This window comes from Dasania marina DSM 21967 (assembly GCF_000373485.1).
In the GTDB taxonomy this organism is placed as follows: domain Bacteria; phylum Pseudomonadota; class Gammaproteobacteria; order Pseudomonadales; family Dasaniaceae; genus Dasania; species Dasania marina.
This window is the reverse complement of sequence record NZ_KB891575.1, coordinates 489269-509141: the sequence shown is the minus strand read 5'-3', so window position 1 is coordinate 509141 and position 19873 is coordinate 489269. Positions and strand designations below refer to the sequence as shown.

Genomic DNA, 19873 nt, shown 5'->3' with positions numbered 1-19873 from the left:
TTCAGTTGGCTTTTGCTTGTAACTTACAGCTTGCCGCTTATCGCTGCGCGACTAGCGCCTTAGCCCTTTCCGCGGCTGCCTTCACCTGGTTAGGCGCAGTGCCACCAATATGATCGCGAGCACTAACAGAACCAATTAGCGTCAACACCTCAAACACGTCTTGCTCTATGGTGTCGCTAAACTGTTGTAGCTCTGGCAAAGACATTTCCGATAAGTCTTTATTTTGCGCTATGCCATAGGCGACGGATTTACCCACCACTTCATGGGCGTCGCGGAAGGGCATGCCTTTGCGCACTAAGTAGTCGGCCAAGTCAGTGGCAGTAGAGAAACCGCGCAACGCCGCTTCGGCCATATAGTCTTTACGCGCTTTAATCGCGGGTATCATATCGGCGTAAGCTTTTAAGCAGTCTTTAACCGTGTCTATAGTGTCGAACAGCGGTTCTTTATCTTCTTGGTTATCTTTGTTGTAAGCCAGTGGTTGTGACTTCATCAACATTAGCAAGCTGATTAAATGGCCGGTAACACGACCAGATTTGCCGCGCACTAATTCAGGCACATCGGGGTTTTTCTTTTGCGGCATGATGGACGAGCCGGTGCAGAAGCGGTCGGGCAATTCTATAAAGTTAAACTGCGCCGAAGTCCACAGCACTAATTCTTCACTAAAGCGTGACATATGTATCATCAGCAAGCTGGCGAAAGCGCCAAACTCTATGGCGAAGTCACGGTCGCTTACAGAATCCAGCGAGTTTTCGGTGGGCGCTTCAAAACCTAATAGCTCGGCAGTGTAGTGGCGATCTATAGGATAAGTGGTGCCGGCTAAGGCCGCTGCACCTAAGGGGCTTTGGTTAACGCGCTTGCGGCAATCCATTAAGCGGCCAAAGTCGCGTTGCAGCATTTCGTTCCACGCCAGTAGGTGATGGCCGAAGGTTACCGGCTGCGCAGTTTGCAAGTGGGTGAAGCCGGGCATAATAGTGCTGGCTTCACGTTGGGCTGCGTCTATAAGGCCCAGTTGTAAGCGCGAGAGTTCTTTAACGATGCTGTCTATTTCGTCGCGTAGGTATAGGCGTATATCGGTGGCGATTTGGTCGTTGCGCGATCGGCCGGTGTGTAGCTTTTTACCGGTAATGCCAATTTTAGCGGTGAGCGCGGCTTCGATGTTCATGTGCACATCTTCCAGCGTTATCGACCAATCGAATTTACCGGCGACGATCTCAGCGCGTATTTCTTCTAAGCCGGTTTGAATGGACTGGTACTCATCTTCGCTGAGCACACCCACTTTGGCTAGCATCTTGGCATGGGCTAAAGAGCCATTGATATCGTGGTGATACAGGCGCTGATCAAAATCAACAGAGGCGGTAAAGCGCTCTACAAAGGCGTCGGTGGGCTCACTAAAACGGCCACCCCAGGGTTTGATAGTTGGATCTTGTTCACTCATGACAGTCACTTACCACGTTAAAAATACTATTAGGTTAATCGCAGCCGCGAATTATAACAGCAAGCGCAGTAGGATGCTGCTATTGGGGCGGTGTGCTGGCTATAAAGGCTCTGCTATGATGTGGGCCATGGAATATAAGTATAAACAATAGGGTGTAGCGCATGAAGGAACAGCCTCAGGGGTTTTTCTTACCCGACTTATGCCAAGTGAAGGCAGTGTTGTTTTTGGTGCTGGTGGCTGAGCTACTGGCGATAGTGCTGGCCTTGGACAATAGCGGCGTACGCTACTTTGATTGGCAGGGTTTTGCCCTGAAGTCGCTATTTTGCCAGTGGGTCTTTTTGGCCAGCGCCGCCTGCCTGTGCCAGCTGCGGCCTTGCTTAAGCCGGCTGCCGTTGGCTTGGGGCGCGGCCTGCAGCTATCTATTAATAGTAGGCCTAGCGGCGCTATTGGCCTTGTTGGGGCAGTGGTTAATGGCCGGCGGCGTGCTGGGCGGCGCGTGGCTGCCCGATGGTGATCAACTACTTAAAACTACACTGATTGCCGCAGTATTGGCGGGCATAGCGCTGCGCTATTTTTACCTAGCCCAGCAATTACAGCAGCGCCAACAGGCCGAGTTGCAAGCTCGTATACAGGCCCTGCAATCGCGCATACGGCCTCACTTTCTATTTAATAGTATGAATATTATTGCCAGCCTGATTGCCGTTAAGCCGCAGGCGGCGGAGCGGGCGGTAGAAGATTTGTCGGCGCTATTTAGAGCTAGCCTCAGCGACAGCACGGCGGCGACCACCTTGGGTGATGAAATAGAGCTGTGCCGTAGCTATGCGCGCATAGAGAAAAATCGCCTAGCTGAACGCCTGCAGTTGCAGTGGCAGCTGGATGAGGTGCCCATGAGCCTAGCCATGCCCAGCTTGGTATTACAGCCTTTATTAGAGAACGCCATCTACCACGGCATTCAAAATCTCGCTGCAGGTGGCACGGTTACGGTGGCGGCCAGCTATGCGCAGGGGCAATTAACGGTGACGATTAGCAACCCCTTCAACACCGAGCGGGCCCACACTCACGGCAATAAAATTGCCCTGCCTAATATAGAGCACAGGCTTAAGGCCTTATTTGGCGAGCAGGCCAGCTTACTCAGCGAGCAAGTCGACGGCCGCTATACCGTGCGGCTTAGTTACCCAGTTAGCCTAGAGGATGAGCCATGAAGGTATTGATCGTCGATGATGAGCCCTTAGCTAGGCAGCGGCTGGCAAGGCTGGTAGCCGAGGATGCGGGCTATCAGGTGGTAGCCGAGGCCGACAATGGCCAGCAGGCAATCACCTTGGTAAATGAGCACCACCCCGACATACTGCTAATGGATATACGCATGCCGGTGATGGATGGCTTGGCCGCCGCCCGTGCCTTAATGGCCATGGACGAGCCACCGGCGGTAATCTTTTGTACCGCCTATAACGACTATGCGCTGGAGGCCTTTGATGCCAATGCGGTGGGTTATCTACTTAAACCGGTTAACCGCGATAAGCTCAGTCAGGCCTTGGCCCAGGCACAAAAACTCAACAAGCTGCAATTGGCTAGCCTGGCCGAGGGCGATAAGCAGGGGACCAGCGAGCAGCGCCATTACATTAGCGCTAAGTCCAGCCGCGGCATAGAGTTAGTGCCGGTGGCCGACATACGCTACTTTTTAGCGGATCAAAAATACGTCACCATTATGTACCAGCGCGAAGGCCTGTTGGCCGAAATCCTTATCGACGATACCTTAAAAGAGCTGGAAGACGAGTTTGATCAGCAGTTTATCCGCCTGCACCGCAACGCCTTAGTCGCCATACGCCACCTTACCGGTGTCGACCGTCGCGGCAGCAATTTTTATGCGCGTTTGGCCGGGGTAGAGCAGGGGCCGCAAGTTAGCCGCCGTCATATGCCGGAATTACGCAAGTTTTTAAACAGTCTCTAGTCAGTAGTCACTAGTCACTAGTCGCTAGTTAATAGTCTCTAGAGGGGTAGGCTGCTTTGCTAGCGACTAGCGACTCCAAACTAGAGACTGTGTACTAGTGACTGTAGACTAGCGACTCCCCGTCCAATAAGCGTTAAACTGGCCGCTGTTATTTCACTACTAGTTAAGAGTTGTTATGTCCTTAGAAAAAGTCGTTATTGCCACCCGCGAAAGCCCTCTTGCCCTATGGCAGGCCGAATACATTAAAGCCGAGCTGGAAAAACATCATCCCGGCATAGTGGTTGAGCTACTAGGTATGACTACCAAGGGCGATATAATGCTGGATTCACCGCTATCGAAAATCGGCGGCAAGGGCTTGTTTGTGAAAGAGCTGGAGGCTGCCTTGCTAGATGGCCGTGCTGATATTGCGGTGCACTCCATGAAAGATGTGCCCATGGATTTCCCCGAAGGTTTGGGCCTGTCTATTATCTGCCCTAGGGAAGACCCCAGTGATGCCTTTGTCTCCAACGATTACGCCAGCATAGAGGATTTGCCACAGGGCGCTCGCGTCGGCACCTCCAGCCTGCGTAGGCAATGCCAGTTGCGTCAGCAGCGCCCCGATTTAACGATTTTAGATTTGCGCGGCAACGTCAATACCCGCCTGCGCAAGTTAGATGAAGGCCAATATGACGCCATCGTCCTGGCCACTGCTGGGCTGATGCGTTTAAACATGCATGATCGTATACGCCTAGCCCTTAGCGATACCCAAATGCTGCCCGCCGGTGGCCAAGGCGCGGTAGGGGTAGAGTGTCGCCGCGACGACCAACGCTTGCAGGATTTATTAGCGCCTTTGCATCACCCCGCTAGTGCCGAATGTGTGCTGGCCGAGCGCGCCATGAACAAACGCTTAGAAGGCGGTTGCCAAGTACCTATCGCCTGCTTTGCCATTACCGATCCCAATAACCCTGAGCAGCTGTGGTTGCGCGGCTTAGTGGGCAAGCCCGATGGCAGCGTTATGCTCACTAGCGAGCAATGCGGCCCTAAGGCCGACCCCGACGCGCTGGGCATTAGTGTGGCGGAAGATTTAATCCGCCAAGGTGCTGCCGAGATACTCAGCGCCGTCTACGGAGCACAGTAAGTGCCAGCCACAGTGCAAAACTTGCAAGGTCAAAAAATATTAATTACTCGCCCTGAGCAACAGGGTGGCAATATCGTTAAAAAGCTCAGCCAGCTGGGGGCCAGCGTTATACACTATCCCGTGCTAGAGCTGCAGCCGTTAACCGCAGAGCATACTCAGCGGCAGCGTAGCAAACAATTACTGCTCAACCTAGATCACTACCACCACGTTATTTTTATCAGTAGCAATGCCGTACATTTTGGTGCGCAATGGATGCAAGAGTTTTGGCCGCAGTGGCCGGTGGGCATACAGTGGCATGCTATAGGCGTGGCTACCGCCCAGGCGATGTTGCACTATGATCTAGATGCCAATGCTCCCACTATTGCTATGAACAGTGAGGCGCTGTTGCAGCTTATGGATCTGCAACATATTAATCAGCAAAAAGTATTAATTGTACGCGGCGTAGGCGGTAGAGAGCATTTGGCCGAGCAGTTGCGCAGCAAGGGTGCTTTGGTTGATTATGCCGAGTGTTACCAGCGGCAGCTACCCCACAGGCCTAAAGGTGAACTAGCTGCTATTATTGAAGCGCAACAAATCAGCACCCTGTGTGTTAACAGTGGTGAAAGCTTGGACAATTTTATCCAATTAGCCGGTGCAGACGTATTACGCTCGCTGAATGTGTTAGTGCCGGGCCAGCGGGTGGCTGATTTAGCGCGCGTAGCCGGTTGCCGGCACATTATTGTGGCCGATAATGCCAGCGACGATGCCTGTGTGGTGGCACTGCAGCAGTATGCGCAACATCAACGTTAGCTAAGGCAAAACAAAAGAGTTGGGAGAAAGTAACGTGAGCGACAAAAAGACGGAACAGCAGGCAGAGCAATCAGCATCCAGTGAAGCAAGCGCGACGCCCCAGCATGATAAACAGGCTGCCACAGAAGATGACAGTCTTAATGAGAGCTTAAACGAAAATTTGGTAAAACAAAAAACAGCCGCCATGAAAAATAACGACAGTAGTGCTAAGAAAACGCAAGCAAAAGCCAGCTCTGAAAACAAGAGTTCGACGGCGTCTAATCCTGGCAATAACTCGACCAAGAGCTCGACAAAGAGCTCGGCAAATAACGTAAGCAATAATGTAAAAAAGGCTACAGCGAAGCCTAGCAAGGCGCTAAGCCTAGTCGCCTTGATTATAGCGTTAATTGCAGTACTAGCCTGCGCATACCTATGGCAACAGGGCGGACAACAGCAAGGCCAGTTGGCCACAGAGGTCACCGAGCTACAGCAGCAATTGCAACAACAAGAGCAGCAGTTACAGCGTAGTGAAAATGCGGTGCAGCGTGCGTTGGCACAACAAGCTGCCAGTAATAAAGAATCACAGCAACAGCTAGTGGAGCAATTAAACGCTTTGCACTTAACTGTTAAAGGTCAGCAGCAGCGCCTACAATCTTTATCCACCACCGATAGGGAAGACTGGTTACTGGCCGAAGCTGAATACTTAATGAAACTGGCAAACCAGCGTTTACTTATGGGTAAGGAGTTGGCGGGTGCATCAGAGTTATTAACCGCCGCTGACGCAATACTGCGCGACTTTGACGATGCCGCTTTATACGCGGTGCGCAAAATTCTAGCGCAGGAAATTACCGCCTTAAAATCGGCGGCACGCTTCGATATGGAAGGGCTGTATTTACGCATAGGCGCTTTGGCCCAGCAGGTAGAACAAATCGATTTATTTAAAGCGCCGCAGCTAACCGTTGCGGCTACAGAGCAAACCACGGTTGCCGCACCCAGCTGGCAGCAGCGAGTGAGCAGCGCCATAGAGCAGGCCAAGCATAAACTCAGCCAATACATACAAATCAACCGTCGCGAGCAGGTGTACAAGCCTATGCTGGCGCCCGATCAAGAGGCCGCCATACGACATAATTTACGCTTGATGTTCGAGCAGGCACAGCTGGCCTTATTAGCGGGCAAGCAAACACTGTATGAGCAAAGCCTGCTTAAATCACAGCAGTGGCTTAATGATTACTTTGCGATTAACCCCGAGCAAGTCGACACCGTCAATGACATGTTGGAAAACTTAAAACAGCAGGCGGTAACCGTAGAGCTACCAGATATCTCGGCTTCATCCCGAGCGCTAAAAACTTATATAGAAACGCGCCACGATTTACCCAAGAAAAAGGCCCAACCCGCGCAGCAAAAAAATAGTGAGTCTGGCGAAGAGGGCAGTGCGCTATGAAACGCTTATTTATTCTTTGCCTGATACTGTTAATAGCAGCGGTGGCCTTTGTTACCTTGGTAAAACACGACCCCGGTTATGTGCTGATTAGTTACGGCCTGTATACCATAGAGAGCTCGTTAACGGTGGCAGTGATAGCTTTTCTAGGGGTGTGCCTATTGTTAAGCTTGGTATTTTCAATCTGCTATAGGTTGGTGAGTAAGAGTGTGGCCTTTAACCGCTGGTTTTCTGGCCGCGGCTATAAGCGCAGCCGCGAAAAAACGGCACAGGGCATTATTGCTTATATAGAAGGGCAGTGGCAGAAGTCGCGGCGCTTATTAGTTAGCGCGGCCGAAAAATCGGAAACCCCCTTAATTAATTATTTATTTGCCGCCTGGGCCAGTAATGAATTGGGCGAAGACGAGCAAACGCGAGAGCTATTGGCTAAGGCCAGCGACAGCAATCGCGGCGCGGCCATCGCGGTGGATATAGCGCAGGCACAAATGCAAATTGATAGAGGTTATTTAGAGCGCAGCCTAGCGACGCTAACCCGGGCTAAAGAGCATGCCAGTAAACACCCCTATGTCTATAAATTATTACAGCAGGTGTACACCGGCTTACATGATTGGCAGGGCTTGGCTGTAATCTTACCGGCCCTGACTAAACATAAGCTTATCGATAAAGCCGAGCTGGCTAAGCTAAGCCAACACTGTTGTCAGCAACAATTATTAAGCCTAGTGGCTAATAAGACAGGCGCTGAAGCTAAAGCAGCCATTACTAGCCTGTGGCAGCAGCAAAACAAAACCGTGACTAGGCATGGCGAAAGCGTATTATGCTATGCCCAGTGCTTGATCAAAGTTGGCGATGAGGCGGCCGCCGAAAAACTACTGCGCGATCAATTAAACCGTGAATGGTTACCGGCCTTAGTCGATGCTTATGGTGTGGTGAAAGGTGTCGATAGCAACAAACAATTACTGCATGCCGAGCAATGGTTAAAAGAGCGCAACAATGATGCGCGCTTACTCTTATGTTTGGGGCGTTTGTCGCTGCGCAATCAATTATGGGGTAAGGCTAGAGAATATTTTGAAAGCAGTAATAAACTGCTTGCCAGTAGTGAAGCTTGCGCCGAGCTAGGTCGCTTATTAGCCAGCCTAGGTAAGCACGAGCAAAGTAATCATTACTTTCATCAAGGTTTGTTAATGAGCACCCATGGTTTACCTGAAATGGTTATGCCCAAGAAGAAAATATAGTCGCTTAATTATTTTTGCCAAGAGTTACTCACTAAGCCGGTAAGTTGTAGAGTATGAAATGTCTATAGAAGCTGACAACCAAAGAATCACCCATGTTTGTAATCTACTACACAGTGCTTTAGTGCCTATACGTATATTGACGCATGTGAGCTGGGATGTTTCGGTGCGCGAACAATTTTTTGCTAAGGGTGCAAAAGAATTACCGCAAGTCAGTTATCCAGCCTTCGATGCTAGTCTAACCTCGGCTATAGTCACCGAAGCACGGCGTTATATTAAAGACTCCAGCATAGATAAATGGCTGAACCGTCATTGCAATACTATAGAAAACAGCGCCCGTATGTTATCGGCCTGTGGCAGTCCCGATTTTTTTAAATACTCCAGTCAACTTTACGGTTCGCCGTTGAGTGTATTGCCCGACGAGTCTACCACCTCTTATGCTTTGGCTAAGCAGTTTGATAGTTTAATACAAAGCTTTACTCGCATTGATATGGGGGCGCCACCACGGGCCTGCCACTTGGCAGAAACCGTTGCCGAGGAAATGACCGTGGCGGTGCAAGCTATGTTTAAAGAGGATGCGCCGAAAATAGAAATTGTGGACGAGTTATCGGCCAATGCCTTGGCGGGTGCAGATCGCATACGCATACGCCGCAACGCTTGTTTTACCGATAAAGATATTAATCAGCTAATACAGCATGAAGCTTACATTCATGTAGCCACATCGCTGAATGGGTTAGCGCAAACCGATTTAAAAATATTAGGGGCTAGTCATCCCGGCACTACAAAAACCCAAGAGGGTTTGGCGGTGTTTGCCGAGTTTATTACCGGTTCTATCGATATTGATAGAATGCGTAGATTGGCGGATAGAATACTAGCTATACAAATGGCCATAGATGGCGCCGACTTTTTACAGGTGTATCAGTATTTCCTAGAACGTACCGGTAATGAGGAGCAGGCCTTTGAGAATTCTCGTAGGGTCTTTAGGGGTGGAGTGCTAACTGGTGGTGCGCCTTTTACCAAAGATGTGGTTTATTTGGATGGGCTGTTGCGGGTACATAATTTTTTACGGGTGTTAGTGTCTACCGGCCGAGGCGACTGCCTGCGATTATTGTTTTGTGGAAAATTAGATATAGAAGATATGCCCATCATCTATGAGCTCAAAGAACGTGGCCTATGTAAGCCGCCTAAATATTTACCACCTTGGGCCAGCGATATGCGATTTTTGCTTTGTCAGTTGGCCTATTCCTCTTTTTTAAACGGTATAGATCTCAGCCAAATCAAACAACACTATAATATTTTGTTGGAAAAAGTGCCTAAGTTCGATTGATTTTGAGTCTTTACCTGTTAATTAGACGAAGCCAGCTGTATACCCAATAAGTAGTAGGTATTAGACCTGATTAACTACTTTGCTCAATTGTGGTGCAAGAAATAACGTGAGTTTACATTGCTGTAATTAGAATAAGCTGTTTTCTAGCTTAAAATTATGAGTGCAATATTTTCGAAAATAATAATGCAGGATCTAAGCGTGATAATACAACCCCCCCAAAATATCCAGCCGTTGGATGCTATTTTACCAGAAGAGCCATTGCTGATGATGGGGGCTGGGCCAGTGCCTATCCCGCCACGTGTGGCCGCCGCTAATTCCATAGTCATTAACCATCTTGGCGATACTATGGCGGTCATTATCGACCAAGTTAAAATCATGTCTCGCTATGTTTTTCAAACACAAGCTGACCATATTTTGGGCGTGGCAGGGCCTGGTTCGGCAGCGATGGAAATGGCAGTAGCTAATATGGTTGAGCCAGGTAGTAAAGTATTAAGTATTTGTAATGGTTTTTTTAGCAGCCGATTAGCAGAGATGGCTACGAGGTTAGAGGCGAAGGTTGTAAAATTAGAGATTAAAGAAAAAGAAGCTGCCGATCCCCAGTTAGTTGAGCAGGCTATTATTCAACATAAGCCGAAAGTGTTGACTATAGTGCAGGGCGAAACATCAAGCACCGTGTGGAATTGTCATTTAAAAACGATTGCCGGCATTGCCAAAAAACACCATTGTTTTGTCATAGTCGATGCCGTATGCACGCTAAGCACGATGCCGTTAGAAATGGAAAATTGGGATGTGGATGTAATTATTACCGGTGGCCAAAAAGGACTTTCGTCTATACCTGGCGTTTCACTGGTCGCTTTCTCTGATGCCGCCTGGGATCATGTCAATAATCGACGCGACGTGTTACGGCATTGGTGTTTAGATGCTAAATTGGCAGATCAATTCTGGTATCAAAAAGCTTATCATTATACTGCGCCAGTATCGGGTATTTTGGCGATACATGAAGCTTTACGTTTAATCTGTATAGAAACTCTACCGCTAAGGTTTGCGAGGCATTTACGTTCTTCATTAGCGCTACAAAAGGGTTTAGAAATTATGGGTTTGTCGTTATATGTTGAAGAATCTTCCCGGCTAAACTCGGTGGTAGGTATTAATTTACCTAAAGGGGTAGAGGCAAAAAAATTATTAGCGTATATGTCAAAGCATTATCGTGTGGAGATATCGGGAGCCTTTGGTGCCAATATAGTGCGCATAGGACAAATGGGTGAGCAGTGTCGTTCACACCATATTTTCAGAACATTACATGCCTTGGGGGCTAGCTTAAAAATGTTTGCTGTTGATGTTGATATGCCTGCTGGTGTGTCCGCGTTAGAGCATAGCTTAGAAACGTTTACTTATACGAAAACTATGACCAGCGCTTGTCAAGAAGCGCAGTTAGCAGAGTTATAAATATTAACTACTGTAAATCAATGATAAAAGAGATGGCCTTCTGGCTAAAATATGAAAATTAGAAAGCTTAAATTGCAGCAATTGGCCATACAATTTCAGGCTATTGTTTTTACTATCTGTGCTGTTGGTGAGCTGCAGGCGGATGTTATGGATGCCTGTTTGTTGGATGCGCTGAATAAAGCGGCCGATAAAAGAACCGTGGCTAATATTAAAGCATTTTGTAGAGAAAAAAATGGCTTGCAACAGCAGTATGTTGAAGCTGTTGAGGTTGCTGATGAAAACCTAGATGCCGAGGAAGCCGTAACATTGCGTATGGCTTCAGAAGATCAGGCGGAATCCAATCCCTTTATGCTTACCGCCTATAAGCCCAACTATTTATTATTTGCCACCTATAATGAAAGCCCCAACAGTCAGCCCTGGCAGCAAGCCTATCCCGATGCTCATTTAGATCATGGTGAGGCCAAGTATCAATTAAGTTTTAAGGCGCGCATGGCTAAAGGGGTATTGGGTGGTGAGTTATGGGGCGGCTATACCCAACAGTCTTGGTGGCAGCTCTATAACTCTGATGTGTCGGCACCGTTTAGAGAAACCAATTACGAGCCTGAATTATTTCTGCGCTGGGAAACCGACAATAGAGTGTTTGGCTTTAAAAATCGTATCTATAGCCTTGCCTTCAATCACGAGTCTAACGGCCGTGGCGCATTACTTTCCCGCAGCTGGAATAGAATTATTGCTGCCACGACCTTAGAAAAAGATAATTTCGTTATTGTCGGTAGAGCGTGGTATCGCATCCATGAAAATAAAAGCGATGATGACAACCCCAATATCGAGCGCTACTTAGGTTATGGTGATCTCAGCGCGTTATATAAAATGAAAAGGCATACTTTCGGTATGACCTTGACCAATAATTTACGTAGCGAGAATAAGAGCAGTCTGCAATTAGATTGGACTTTTCCGCTAACTGAGCGCTTTAAAGGTTATATACAATATTATAATGGTTATGGTGAAAGCCTAATTGATTATGATAAAAATACTAATCGTATAGGTTTTGGCGTGCTGCTGAATGATTGGTTGTAGGCGGTCGTTATCACGACCGCCAAGCTTATACGGCTTATAATAAGCCCTTAGAAAAACCTTTTATTTCAGTCTGTTTATCGGTTAGCTGTTTCTTAATGGTATCGATAAAATCAGCATCCTTACTTAGGCCTTGTAATTGCGGGGCTAATTCAGCGCTAAGTTGTGTACGTAAATCCTGCTTATACTGATCTAGTTTTTTTGAAGCCTGTTGGCCAAAGGCCTTACTCAGTGCTTTGTCCAAATTCGATTGTAGGCTGAGCTCAGGTTGTTCTATATTGCCATTTAACCCTAGCTGCATAGTGAAGCTGTTAATATCCTGCAATAGTCCGGCAATGAGTTGTTGGCTGGTAGAGCTTGTTTGCGCCACCGTAAACTGGGCTTGTGAAAATTGACTATCGGCCTTAAAGGCTAAGCTGTCTGCGGTGATGCGCATGCTGGCGTCGCCCGCTAAGCGTGCTTGATCTAAGGTAATCGGCATGGCGTTGCTGGCCGAGAGCACTAAGCCTTTAATATTCAGCTGATTAACCGCTAGGCTCATCTCGCTGCTAGGGCTGTCGCGTAAATCTATCTTGCCCTTGCTATTAAAGCTACCGCCCTGTGCTGACTGACCTTGCAGGGTAAAGGTGGTGGGCTTGGGCCAACGTTTCGCTTGATGGGTGATGTCTTTGGCCTGACCGGTAAACGCTATGCTATCACCCAGTAGGACAAAGTTGCCGCTGAGATTGGCCTGTTTAATGAGAAAGTCGGGGTGAGGCTGTTCGCTAAAATGTAGCCACTGACCTTGACCTCGCTGGGGCTTGCTGGCAACGGCTGCTGTATCAGCTGCTACGCTGGTAAATAAACCGGTGAGCTGGTTTATCCATTGCTTGGCTTCATCACCAAATAAACTTTGTGCCAGCTGAGCGCTACCGCCGCTATAGCCGGCTTTGGCTAGTAGCCTATCAGCTTCTTTTTCGGGCAGGTTTTTGGCTTCTTGAACTAAGTCTTTTAGTGTGGCTTTGTCCTTGTCTAGCTGCTGGTTTAGCGCATTAATATTGTCTATATCGTTATTAAGGTCTTTTTGTAATGCTTTGGTGTCAGCAATTTTTTCTAGCCAGTTCTTTTTCTTAAGTGCCTTCCAGCGCTCTTGATACTCTGCCATAGTTTCTTTGTTGGGCAGTGTTTTAATGCGCTGCTGCCATTGTTGTTCTATATTTTTGATGCGCTGTTGTATGCTATCAATCTTAGCTTGGATAGCGGCTTTTTCTTGGGCGACGACTTGTTTAGGGTCGGCCAGCATATCGTTGGCACCCGTTTTTAGTTGTTCACCCAGGCTGGGGCTGCCGTCTTTTTTAGTTTTATGTAAGGCACCACTGCTGCTACGCGGGCTATTAAATTGCAGGCCGCTAACATCGGCAATATCGACAATGACTTGGCGGCGTAGTAAATAGCCGCTATCTAGTTGCAGTTTAATATTGTCACTAAACCACAGATTTTCCATAGGGCGTTCAGGATTGGTAATAGCTAAGCCTTTGATGCTTAAACTCAACGGCGATAATTGTAAATCGCTACTGGCGACGTCAACTTTGGCGCCTACCGCCTTACTACCCAAGCTTTCTATGCTGTAGATGATGATGCTATCTATACATAGCCACCATAGTAGAGCCAAGGTGAAAAAAACGCCTAGCCCCCACCAACGTATCCACTGCCTCATCTGTGACTCCTATCCGTAAAAAGTTTGGTATGTGTTATAGATCTTGCCACCTTTAAGCCATAGGCCTAGACGGCTTTGGCTTACCCTTTGTAATAAGTGGCTGCGGTATTTAATAATCAATAAGCGGCTAAGAAAAAATAGTGGTATGGCTATCAGCAAACTCACCACACTGCTGCCTAAAATCAGGGTGTTATTAAAGCCCAAAAAACGCCACACATTATTGTTGTACAGTAGCTGCCATAAGCTCTGCAGGCTATCGGCCTGCAGCAACGTTAGGCCTATGCTGTGGCTAACGGGATCAAAGACGTAGGCGATAACAGTAAAGAAACCCCAGCTGAGTAAAAATAAGCTGAGGTTAATGCGTAGCAATAAGAGTAGAAAGAGCAACAGAATATTATGGGGGGCGCTTAAGGGCGTTAAACCCATGGCGGCGGCAAAACAAACCGCCAAGGCCAGCTGCGAAGGGTTAGCATTGGAGTTGAGCAGTTTTATTAATTTAGCAATGATTGTTAACACGGTACTGTCCTATGTAGTGTGGCTATGTGATGTGTTAGTCGGATGCTTAAGGTTAAGTTATTGAGTATAGCCTTGGAGAGTAAAAATAAAATGTAGTTTTCGATTAGTTTTCGTTGAGATGTAGTGCCAGCTGTTGCATAGCTAGGCCACGGTGGCTCAGTGCGTTTTTTAGCTCTGGGCTAAGCTGGGCCGAGCTGCATTGCTGGCTGGGCACATAAAACAGCGGGTCGTAGCCAAAGCCATTAGCGCCTTGTGGCGCGTTGAGTATGCGCCCCTCCCAACTGCCTTGGCAAATAATAGGAGTGGGGTCTTGCGCGTGGCGCATATACACCAGTACACACTGGAAGCGTGCACTGCGTTGGGCCTCATCTATGCCGTTCATGTCGGCTAGCAGCTTTTCATTATTACTGGCATCGGTGGCGTTGGCGCCTGCGTAGCGCGCGGAATAGATGCCGGGTTTACCTTGTAGAGCATCTACCTCTAAACCGGAGTCGTCAGCTATGGCGGGTAGGCCAGAGTGCAGGCAGGCATTGCGCGCTTTAATAATGGCGTTTTCTACAAAGCTGAGGCCATCTTCTATGGCTTCGGGGGTATCAAAGTCGGATTGCGCTAGTATTTGGTAGCCGCTGTCGCCTAGCAGTTTTTGTAGTTCGTTGATTTTTTTTGGGTTGCCGCTGGCGAGTACGATTTGTTTTGTGTTCATGCTTTCTTCTTTGTTGTAGAGGGGTTGCTAAGCTTTTGTTTCGCTCTGCTGAGCGAGTTCATTTTCTTTGTTTGCCCAAAGAAAACAGAACCAAAAGAAAGGGCACCCCTAGTACGTCGTCGGCTGCGCCGATGCCCTGTGCTACTCAGAAATTAGCGGCCGCTGCGGAACTCACAAAATAAAAACACTAAATTTTTATTTTGCTCAGACAGTCCTCGCTGCTTCGCGCCGCTACTTTCTTCCGTTGCTCGGCGACTCCCAAGGGGAGTTTGGGTGCTTCGTCGTAATTTATGATGAGCTTTATAGTTCTACATAAATCTTTTGAGAGAAAGTTAGTGTGTACGGTTCTATATTTGGATCTGGTTGTATTTGTATATCAAAGCGTCGTGTGTCTTTGTCGTTAAAATCAAACTCGGCAATGTAGTAGATGGCGCCCTGCTCGATGATTTCTTTAAAGTTCAGCGGAATGCTGTGTATCATGTCTGAGGTTTTGCCGTTGACTAGGGCGCGCTTGGCGGTATCGCTGCCATCTTTTAATAGTTTGCGTATGCTGATGTTAACAAAGGCGCGTTTTTTGCCGCGGGTGATTTGGTAGGCGGCAGCCACTTCGGGGGTGATGAAGGTGCTGTTAACCACGCTGTAGTGCACCTCATAGTCGCCAAAGCGTTGTTGTTGTTCGGCCTGGGCGCTGACTGCAAGTAGCGCTAGGATCATGATAAGGCTGTGTTGGAATAGGGTTTTCATGGCTGAGGCTCTAGGTTATTTGCTGATATGGTAAACCGCAGTTAGGCCAAATAGATTAGGCCATAAGCGGGTGAGTGGGCTGTCGGTGGTTTCACCGGCGACCACGACGCGGTTTTTGATTTTGATATTTTTTTCGTGGCAAAGAATATCAAAATCGTTAATGGTGAAAAAATGTATATTGGGGGTGTCGTACCAGCTATAGGGTAAAAACTTGGAGACCGGCATACGGCCTTTTAGCATTAAATATAAGCGGCAGCGCCAGTGGCCAAAGTTGGGGAAGGTGACTATGCACTCTTTGCCTATGCGCAGCATTTCATCCAGCACTAAGTGAGGGTTGCGCAGGGTTTGCAGGGCATGGGTCATCACTACGCTGTCAAAGCTGTCGTTTTCGAAATTTCTAAGACCATCGTTTAAATCTTGTTCAACAACGTTTAGGCCTTGTTCTATGCATAGACTGATATGTTCGCTGTCTATTTCTACGCCCAAGCCGTAAATGCTTTTGGTTTTTTGTAGCATGGTCAGCAGTTTGCCATCGCCGCAGCCCAAATCTAAAACATTGGTCAGTGGTTTTATCCACTGGGGTATAAGCTGTAAATCTAAGCGCATGGCTTATGCTCCACTGGGGTGTTTTCTTTAACGATGCGTTGCAGGTAATTGCGCAATACCGTTTCATAGCGGCGGTGCGGGATTAGGAACGCATCGTGACCAAAACTGGCATCTATCTCGGCATAACTGACCGGTTTGTGCGCGGCTATCATGGCGTTAACGATTTCCCGCGAGCGCTGGGGGGCAAAGCGCCAGTCGGTAGTAAAGGAGACGATAAGGTAATCGCATAACGCGCCTTGAAAGGCCGTTACCGGGTCGTCGCCGTAATCATTGGCCAAGTCAAACATGTCCAAAGCTTTGGTCATCAGTATGTAGCTATTAGCATCAAAGGTGGTGGAGAAGGAATCGCCCTGGTAGCGCAAATAACTTTCTATTTGAAACTCGGCCTCGTCGCTGTGGCCTAGGTCTAGGCTGCCGGCTTTGAGTTCGCGGCCAAACTTTTCTTTCATGCCATCTTCAGAGAGGTAGGTGATATGGCCGACCATGCGCGCTAGGCGCAGGCCTTGCTTGGGTAGCGTATTGTGCTCTAGGTAATGACCATCGTGAAACTCTGGATCTGACACTATGGCTTGCCTAGCGACTTCATTAAAGGCGATATTTTGGGTGCTGAGTTTCATGGCCGAAGCGATAACCGCACAGTGGCGCACGCATTCGGGGTACATCAGTGACCAGCGCATGGCCTGCATACCGCCTAAGCTGCCGCCTATTATCGCCGCCCATTGTTCTATCTGTAATAGCTGCATTAATTGGTATTGGCTGTTTACCCAGTCGCGGCAGCGCAGCGGCGGAAAATCTGAGCCCCAAGGCTTGCCGGTATCGGGGTTGATGCTAGTGGGGCCGGTAGAGCCGTGGCAACCGCCTAAGTTGTTGAGGCTGACCACGAAAAAGTCATTGGTATCTATGGGTTTGCCCGGGCCTATATAGGCGTCCCACCAGCCAGGGTTTTTGTCGTCTTCATGGTGTTTACCTGCAGCGTGGTGATGACCGGATAGGGCGTGGCAAATTAAAATGGCATTGCTGTTGTCGGCGTTTAACTGACCATAGGTTTCATACACGAGGTCATAGCTGGGCAGTGTGCGGCCACAGGCCAAGTCCAGTGGCTGATCAAAATGATGGTGTTGTGGGCTAACAATTCCTACTGAGGGCATACATATCTACTTTTGGTTTTTACGGTTTCCGCAAAAAAATTCTGTAGCCAAGTTTAGTATTTTTAGGCCGGGGGTTCTATAGCTGAGGGGGATAAAGCGTAGTGGCTTCAGGCATAGGTGCCAAAAAGGACGGTTATAGAAAGGGCTAGCGTAATGCTAGCCCTACTGTAGGAATGATTTGGCGGTGGCTATGTTTTAGGCTAGCTCGGCGGCCTCGGCCTTTTCTTCTTCTATCTCTTGGCTCCAGTTGAAAATATTGAGCTCAATAATCATGAAACCCAGCAACCATAACACCGCATCCCAAAAATCGGTGAAGCTACCATAGATACCCCAGAACACCGCTAGGATAAACAGGGTGCTATAGAGTATGACTTTGAAAATGGTGGTCACGCGGATAATGTGTTTATTTACGATGCCGCGTATCTGCAGAATGATGTCTAGCTGCAACAGCGCCACGATCAGCAGCCAAGTAGCGGAGTTGGCGACATCTATCCAAGCTAATAGCTTAACCTCGCCGTAGTTGCTGTTCTCAAATACGATGGGGTGACCGACGATTTGCCCCATGGTGGCGGGGTTTAGTGCTTGGCAGCTTTCGGCGGTGAGGTCGACATATTGGTCTAAGGAGACGATGTTGACTACGCTGGTGTTAACCAAATCACAGGGGTTACCGACAAAAGGCACGGAGTTCAGCAGCATAATGAGTTTGCCGGCGTAGCCAGCAAAGGCATACATAATGAACAGGTAACAGATAGCGGTAAAAATATTAATAGGCCATTTTACCCGTTTAAGCTTCATGGTTTCATCATCTAGCACCCAAGTTTCCAGTTCAAACACCACTAGTAATGAGATCCAAGCGATGGTGTCCATGGTGACGGCAAAGGTATTGACGATCTCCGATAGGCTGGAGGCGCTATTAAGTAGCTGATCGCCGGCGGCGATATCATCAGAGATAAACTCATAGCCGTTAATGCATAGACAGGTGTAAATGAAAATTTTGAATAAGGTCATTAGCCGTTCGGGGGCTAGGTATTGCAGTACGTAATGCTTCATGGCAAGTGGGGGCTCTTATAATGTTATCTCGGCATTTTACTCACGATAGCGCATAAAAAAAGTATTTGTTAAGGCTTAAATTGTCAGTGAACGTCACCGGGCTATCGCGTAGATAGTTTATAGTAAAGCCTAATAGGCGGTGGTGATACAAAAAAATATCGCCACCGCCTGCTACACGTATAAGCTGGCGTAGCGTTTAATAGCCAGTAAAGCCGGTGTAGTAGTGAGGGTAGTAGACATCGTCATCTTGTCCTAATGGCCCCTGCTGCTCAACATGGCGTATGGCCTCTTCTATTAAGCCTAAACCTTCTAGCAGTGTCTCCTCCCGCATAGTGAGCGAGGGGTAGAGGCGTATGGTGTTTTCGTGGTCGTTAACCACAAAGGCACCGCGGCGCAGGGCCTCGTCACCTACACTCATGCCCCAGTTGACGCTGGCCTCGCCGGTGTTGGGGTCGACGATGTGGGCAGACATCAGCATACCTAAATTGCGCACCTCGCCTACGATAGCAAACATTTCTGGCCACAGGGCCATACGCTTGGCGGCAACCTCAGCCAAGTGCGCGGCCTGTGCGACGACTTGATCACGCTCATAGATCTCTAGCGTTTTCAGCGCTGCGGCGCAGCCGGCGGGGGTACCGGCATAGGTGCTGCCCGAGCTGGAATAGGTGTTGTCGCCCAGCACCTCTTCGGTGGCGGTGACCACGGCGATAGGCTCTATACCGCCGGTGATATTTTTGCCTATCACCAAGATGTCGGGCTTGATATCAAAGTGCTCTATGCCCCAAGTTTTACCGGTACGGCCTAGGCCTGTGAGCACTTCATCGCAAATAAACAGCCAGCCGAATTTTTCGCAAATGCGCTTAACCCCCTGCATAAAGCGTTTGGGGGGTAGCCAGTTGCCACCCTCGGCCAGGCCCGGCTCTATAATAACGCCAGCGATTAGATCGGCGGGTACGTCATAGCTGGGTATGCGTGTTTCTAAATGCCACAGGCAGTAGTCTACATACTGCTCTATATCCATATCTGCTGGCGCGTCATAGGCTGAGGGGAAGGGGGCTTTTAGCACCCCGCCTTTCCAAGCTTCCATATAGCGGGTGGATTCTGAGCTATAGCCGCTGACCAGTTTGGTGCCCATGCCCATGCCGTGAAAGCATTTATCAAAGGAGATAATAAAGCGCGCCTTTCTAGCGCATAGCGCCATATGGATGGCGGCTTCGGCGGCTTCGGTGCCAGACACCTCATAGTTCAGGCGGGTGTGGTGGCCGTAGGGGGTCATGGGCAGCAGTTTTTCCGCCAGCTCATAGCGCAGCGGGTGCTCATAGCAAAAGCCGTATTGCTTCATGGCGGCATACACAGCCTCTATCACTTCTGGATTGGCATTGCCGCAGGGGTTAGAGGCCCAGCCATTTTGAAAGTCCACATAGCGGTTGCCATCCACATCGTAGAGAAAATCACCTTCGGCCTTGGCAAAAATAGTTTGCGGTGGCCGCTGGCTTTTACCGGCCTGCACGGCCGCTGCCACGCGTTTTTGATAATTGCCGCCACTGCGAAAAACGGCATTGCCGCGTTGTAAAATAGCTTCGGCTTTGGGGCCGGGTAGGGAGTAGCTCATAGTCGCCTCGCGGTTA

At 48.7% G+C, this 19873-nt stretch carries 18 protein-coding genes; 9 read left to right on the top strand and 9 right to left on the bottom strand.

The window, feature by feature from the left end; all coding sequences use genetic code 11:
• Window positions 1–37 precede the first annotated feature (37 nt).
• The gene (argH, locus tag B067_RS0102300) at window positions 38–1435 is read right to left on the bottom strand and encodes an argininosuccinate lyase (protein ID WP_019528436.1); all 1398 of its coding nucleotides are present in this window, start codon (window positions 1433–1435) and stop codon (window positions 38–40) included.
• 161 nt (window positions 1436–1596) lie between these two features.
• Here argH and B067_RS0102290 point away from each other — a divergent pair, with 161 nt between their 5' ends.
• The 9 genes from B067_RS0102290 to B067_RS0102250 all read left to right on the top strand — a co-directional run bounded on the left by B067_RS0102290 (window position 1597) and on the right by B067_RS0102250 (window position 11785).
• Window positions 1597–2637, top strand: coding sequence for a sensor histidine kinase (locus B067_RS0102290; RefSeq protein WP_019528434.1), 1041 nt, complete (start codon window positions 1597–1599; stop codon window positions 2635–2637).
• Window positions 2634–3383 carry a LytR/AlgR family response regulator transcription factor gene (locus B067_RS0102285; RefSeq protein ID WP_019528433.1) on the top strand — a complete coding sequence of 250 codons (750 nt, stop codon included), beginning with the start codon at window positions 2634–2636 and terminating at the stop codon, window positions 3381–3383. Before B067_RS0102290 ends, B067_RS0102285 begins: the two co-directional genes overlap by 4 nt.
• Window positions 3384–3558: 175 nt before the next feature.
• Window positions 3559–4500, top strand: coding sequence for a hydroxymethylbilane synthase (gene hemC / locus B067_RS0102280; protein WP_019528432.1), 942 nt, complete (start codon window positions 3559–3561; stop codon window positions 4498–4500).
• Window positions 4501–5289 carry a uroporphyrinogen-III synthase gene (locus tag B067_RS0102275; RefSeq protein WP_019528431.1) on the top strand — a complete coding sequence of 263 codons (789 nt, stop codon included), beginning with the start codon at window positions 4501–4503 and terminating at the stop codon, window positions 5287–5289.
• Window positions 5290–5323: 34 nt separating this feature from the next.
• Window positions 5324–6709: a uroporphyrinogen-III C-methyltransferase gene (locus B067_RS0102270; protein WP_019528430.1), complete on the top strand. Its 1386-nt coding sequence runs from the start codon at window positions 5324–5326 to the stop codon at window positions 6707–6709.
• Window positions 6706–7938 (top strand): heme biosynthesis HemY N-terminal domain-containing protein, encoded by a 1233-nt coding sequence (locus B067_RS0102265; protein WP_019528429.1) that lies wholly within the window; start codon window positions 6706–6708, stop codon window positions 7936–7938. Before B067_RS0102270 ends, B067_RS0102265 begins: the two co-directional genes overlap by 4 nt.
• A gap of 58 nt (window positions 7939–7996) precedes the next feature.
• Window positions 7997–9262: a peptidase MATCAP family protein gene (locus B067_RS0102260; RefSeq protein ID WP_019528428.1), complete on the top strand. Its 1266-nt coding sequence runs from the start codon at window positions 7997–7999 to the stop codon at window positions 9260–9262.
• A gap of 198 nt (window positions 9263–9460) precedes the next feature.
• The gene (locus B067_RS0102255) at window positions 9461–10708 is read left to right on the top strand and encodes a pyridoxal-phosphate-dependent aminotransferase family protein (protein WP_205619932.1); all 1248 of its coding nucleotides are present in this window, start codon (window positions 9461–9463) and stop codon (window positions 10706–10708) included.
• Window positions 10709–10759: 51 nt separating this feature from the next.
• Window positions 10760–11785, top strand: a complete 1026-nt coding sequence (locus tag B067_RS0102250; RefSeq protein WP_019528426.1) for a phospholipase A — start codon at window positions 10760–10762, stop codon at window positions 11783–11785.
• Window positions 11786–11819: 34 nt separating this feature from the next.
• Here B067_RS0102250 and B067_RS0102245 read toward each other — a convergent pair whose 3' ends face one another.
• From B067_RS0102245 to B067_RS0102210, 8 genes are all read right to left on the bottom strand, one after another.
• Window positions 11820–13478 carry a TIGR03545 family protein gene (locus tag B067_RS0102245; RefSeq protein WP_019528425.1) on the bottom strand — a complete coding sequence of 553 codons (1659 nt, stop codon included), beginning with the start codon at window positions 13476–13478 and terminating at the stop codon, window positions 11820–11822.
• 9 nt (window positions 13479–13487) lie between these two features.
• Entirely contained in the window at window positions 13488–13994 is a 507-nt protein-coding gene (locus B067_RS0102240; RefSeq protein ID WP_019528424.1) for a TIGR03546 family protein, read from the bottom strand.
• Window positions 13995–14097: 103 nt separating this feature from the next.
• Window positions 14098–14697 carry an RdgB/HAM1 family non-canonical purine NTP pyrophosphatase gene (rdgB, locus tag B067_RS0102235; protein ID WP_019528423.1) on the bottom strand — a complete coding sequence of 200 codons (600 nt, stop codon included), beginning with the start codon at window positions 14695–14697 and terminating at the stop codon, window positions 14098–14100.
• 300 nt (window positions 14698–14997) lie between these two features.
• Window positions 14998–15441, bottom strand: a complete 444-nt coding sequence (locus B067_RS0102230) for a DUF4426 domain-containing protein (protein WP_019528422.1) — start codon at window positions 15439–15441, stop codon at window positions 14998–15000.
• A gap of 15 nt (window positions 15442–15456) precedes the next feature.
• Complete coding sequence (metW, locus tag B067_RS0102225) at window positions 15457–16047, bottom strand: methionine biosynthesis protein MetW (protein ID WP_019528421.1); 591 nt, start codon at window positions 16045–16047, stop codon at window positions 15457–15459.
• Window positions 16038–17195, bottom strand: a complete 1158-nt coding sequence (gene metX / locus B067_RS0102220; RefSeq protein ID WP_019528420.1) for a homoserine O-succinyltransferase MetX — start codon at window positions 17193–17195, stop codon at window positions 16038–16040. The genes metW and metX overlap by 10 nt, the downstream gene beginning before the upstream one ends.
• 195 nt (window positions 17196–17390) lie before the next feature.
• Window positions 17391–18245 carry a hypothetical protein gene (locus B067_RS19465; RefSeq protein WP_019528419.1) on the bottom strand — a complete coding sequence of 285 codons (855 nt, stop codon included), beginning with the start codon at window positions 18243–18245 and terminating at the stop codon, window positions 17391–17393.
• 196 nt (window positions 18246–18441) lie between these two features.
• Window positions 18442–19857, bottom strand: a complete 1416-nt coding sequence (locus tag B067_RS0102210; protein WP_019528418.1) for an aspartate aminotransferase family protein — start codon at window positions 19855–19857, stop codon at window positions 18442–18444.
• Window positions 19858–19873 lie beyond the last annotated feature (16 nt).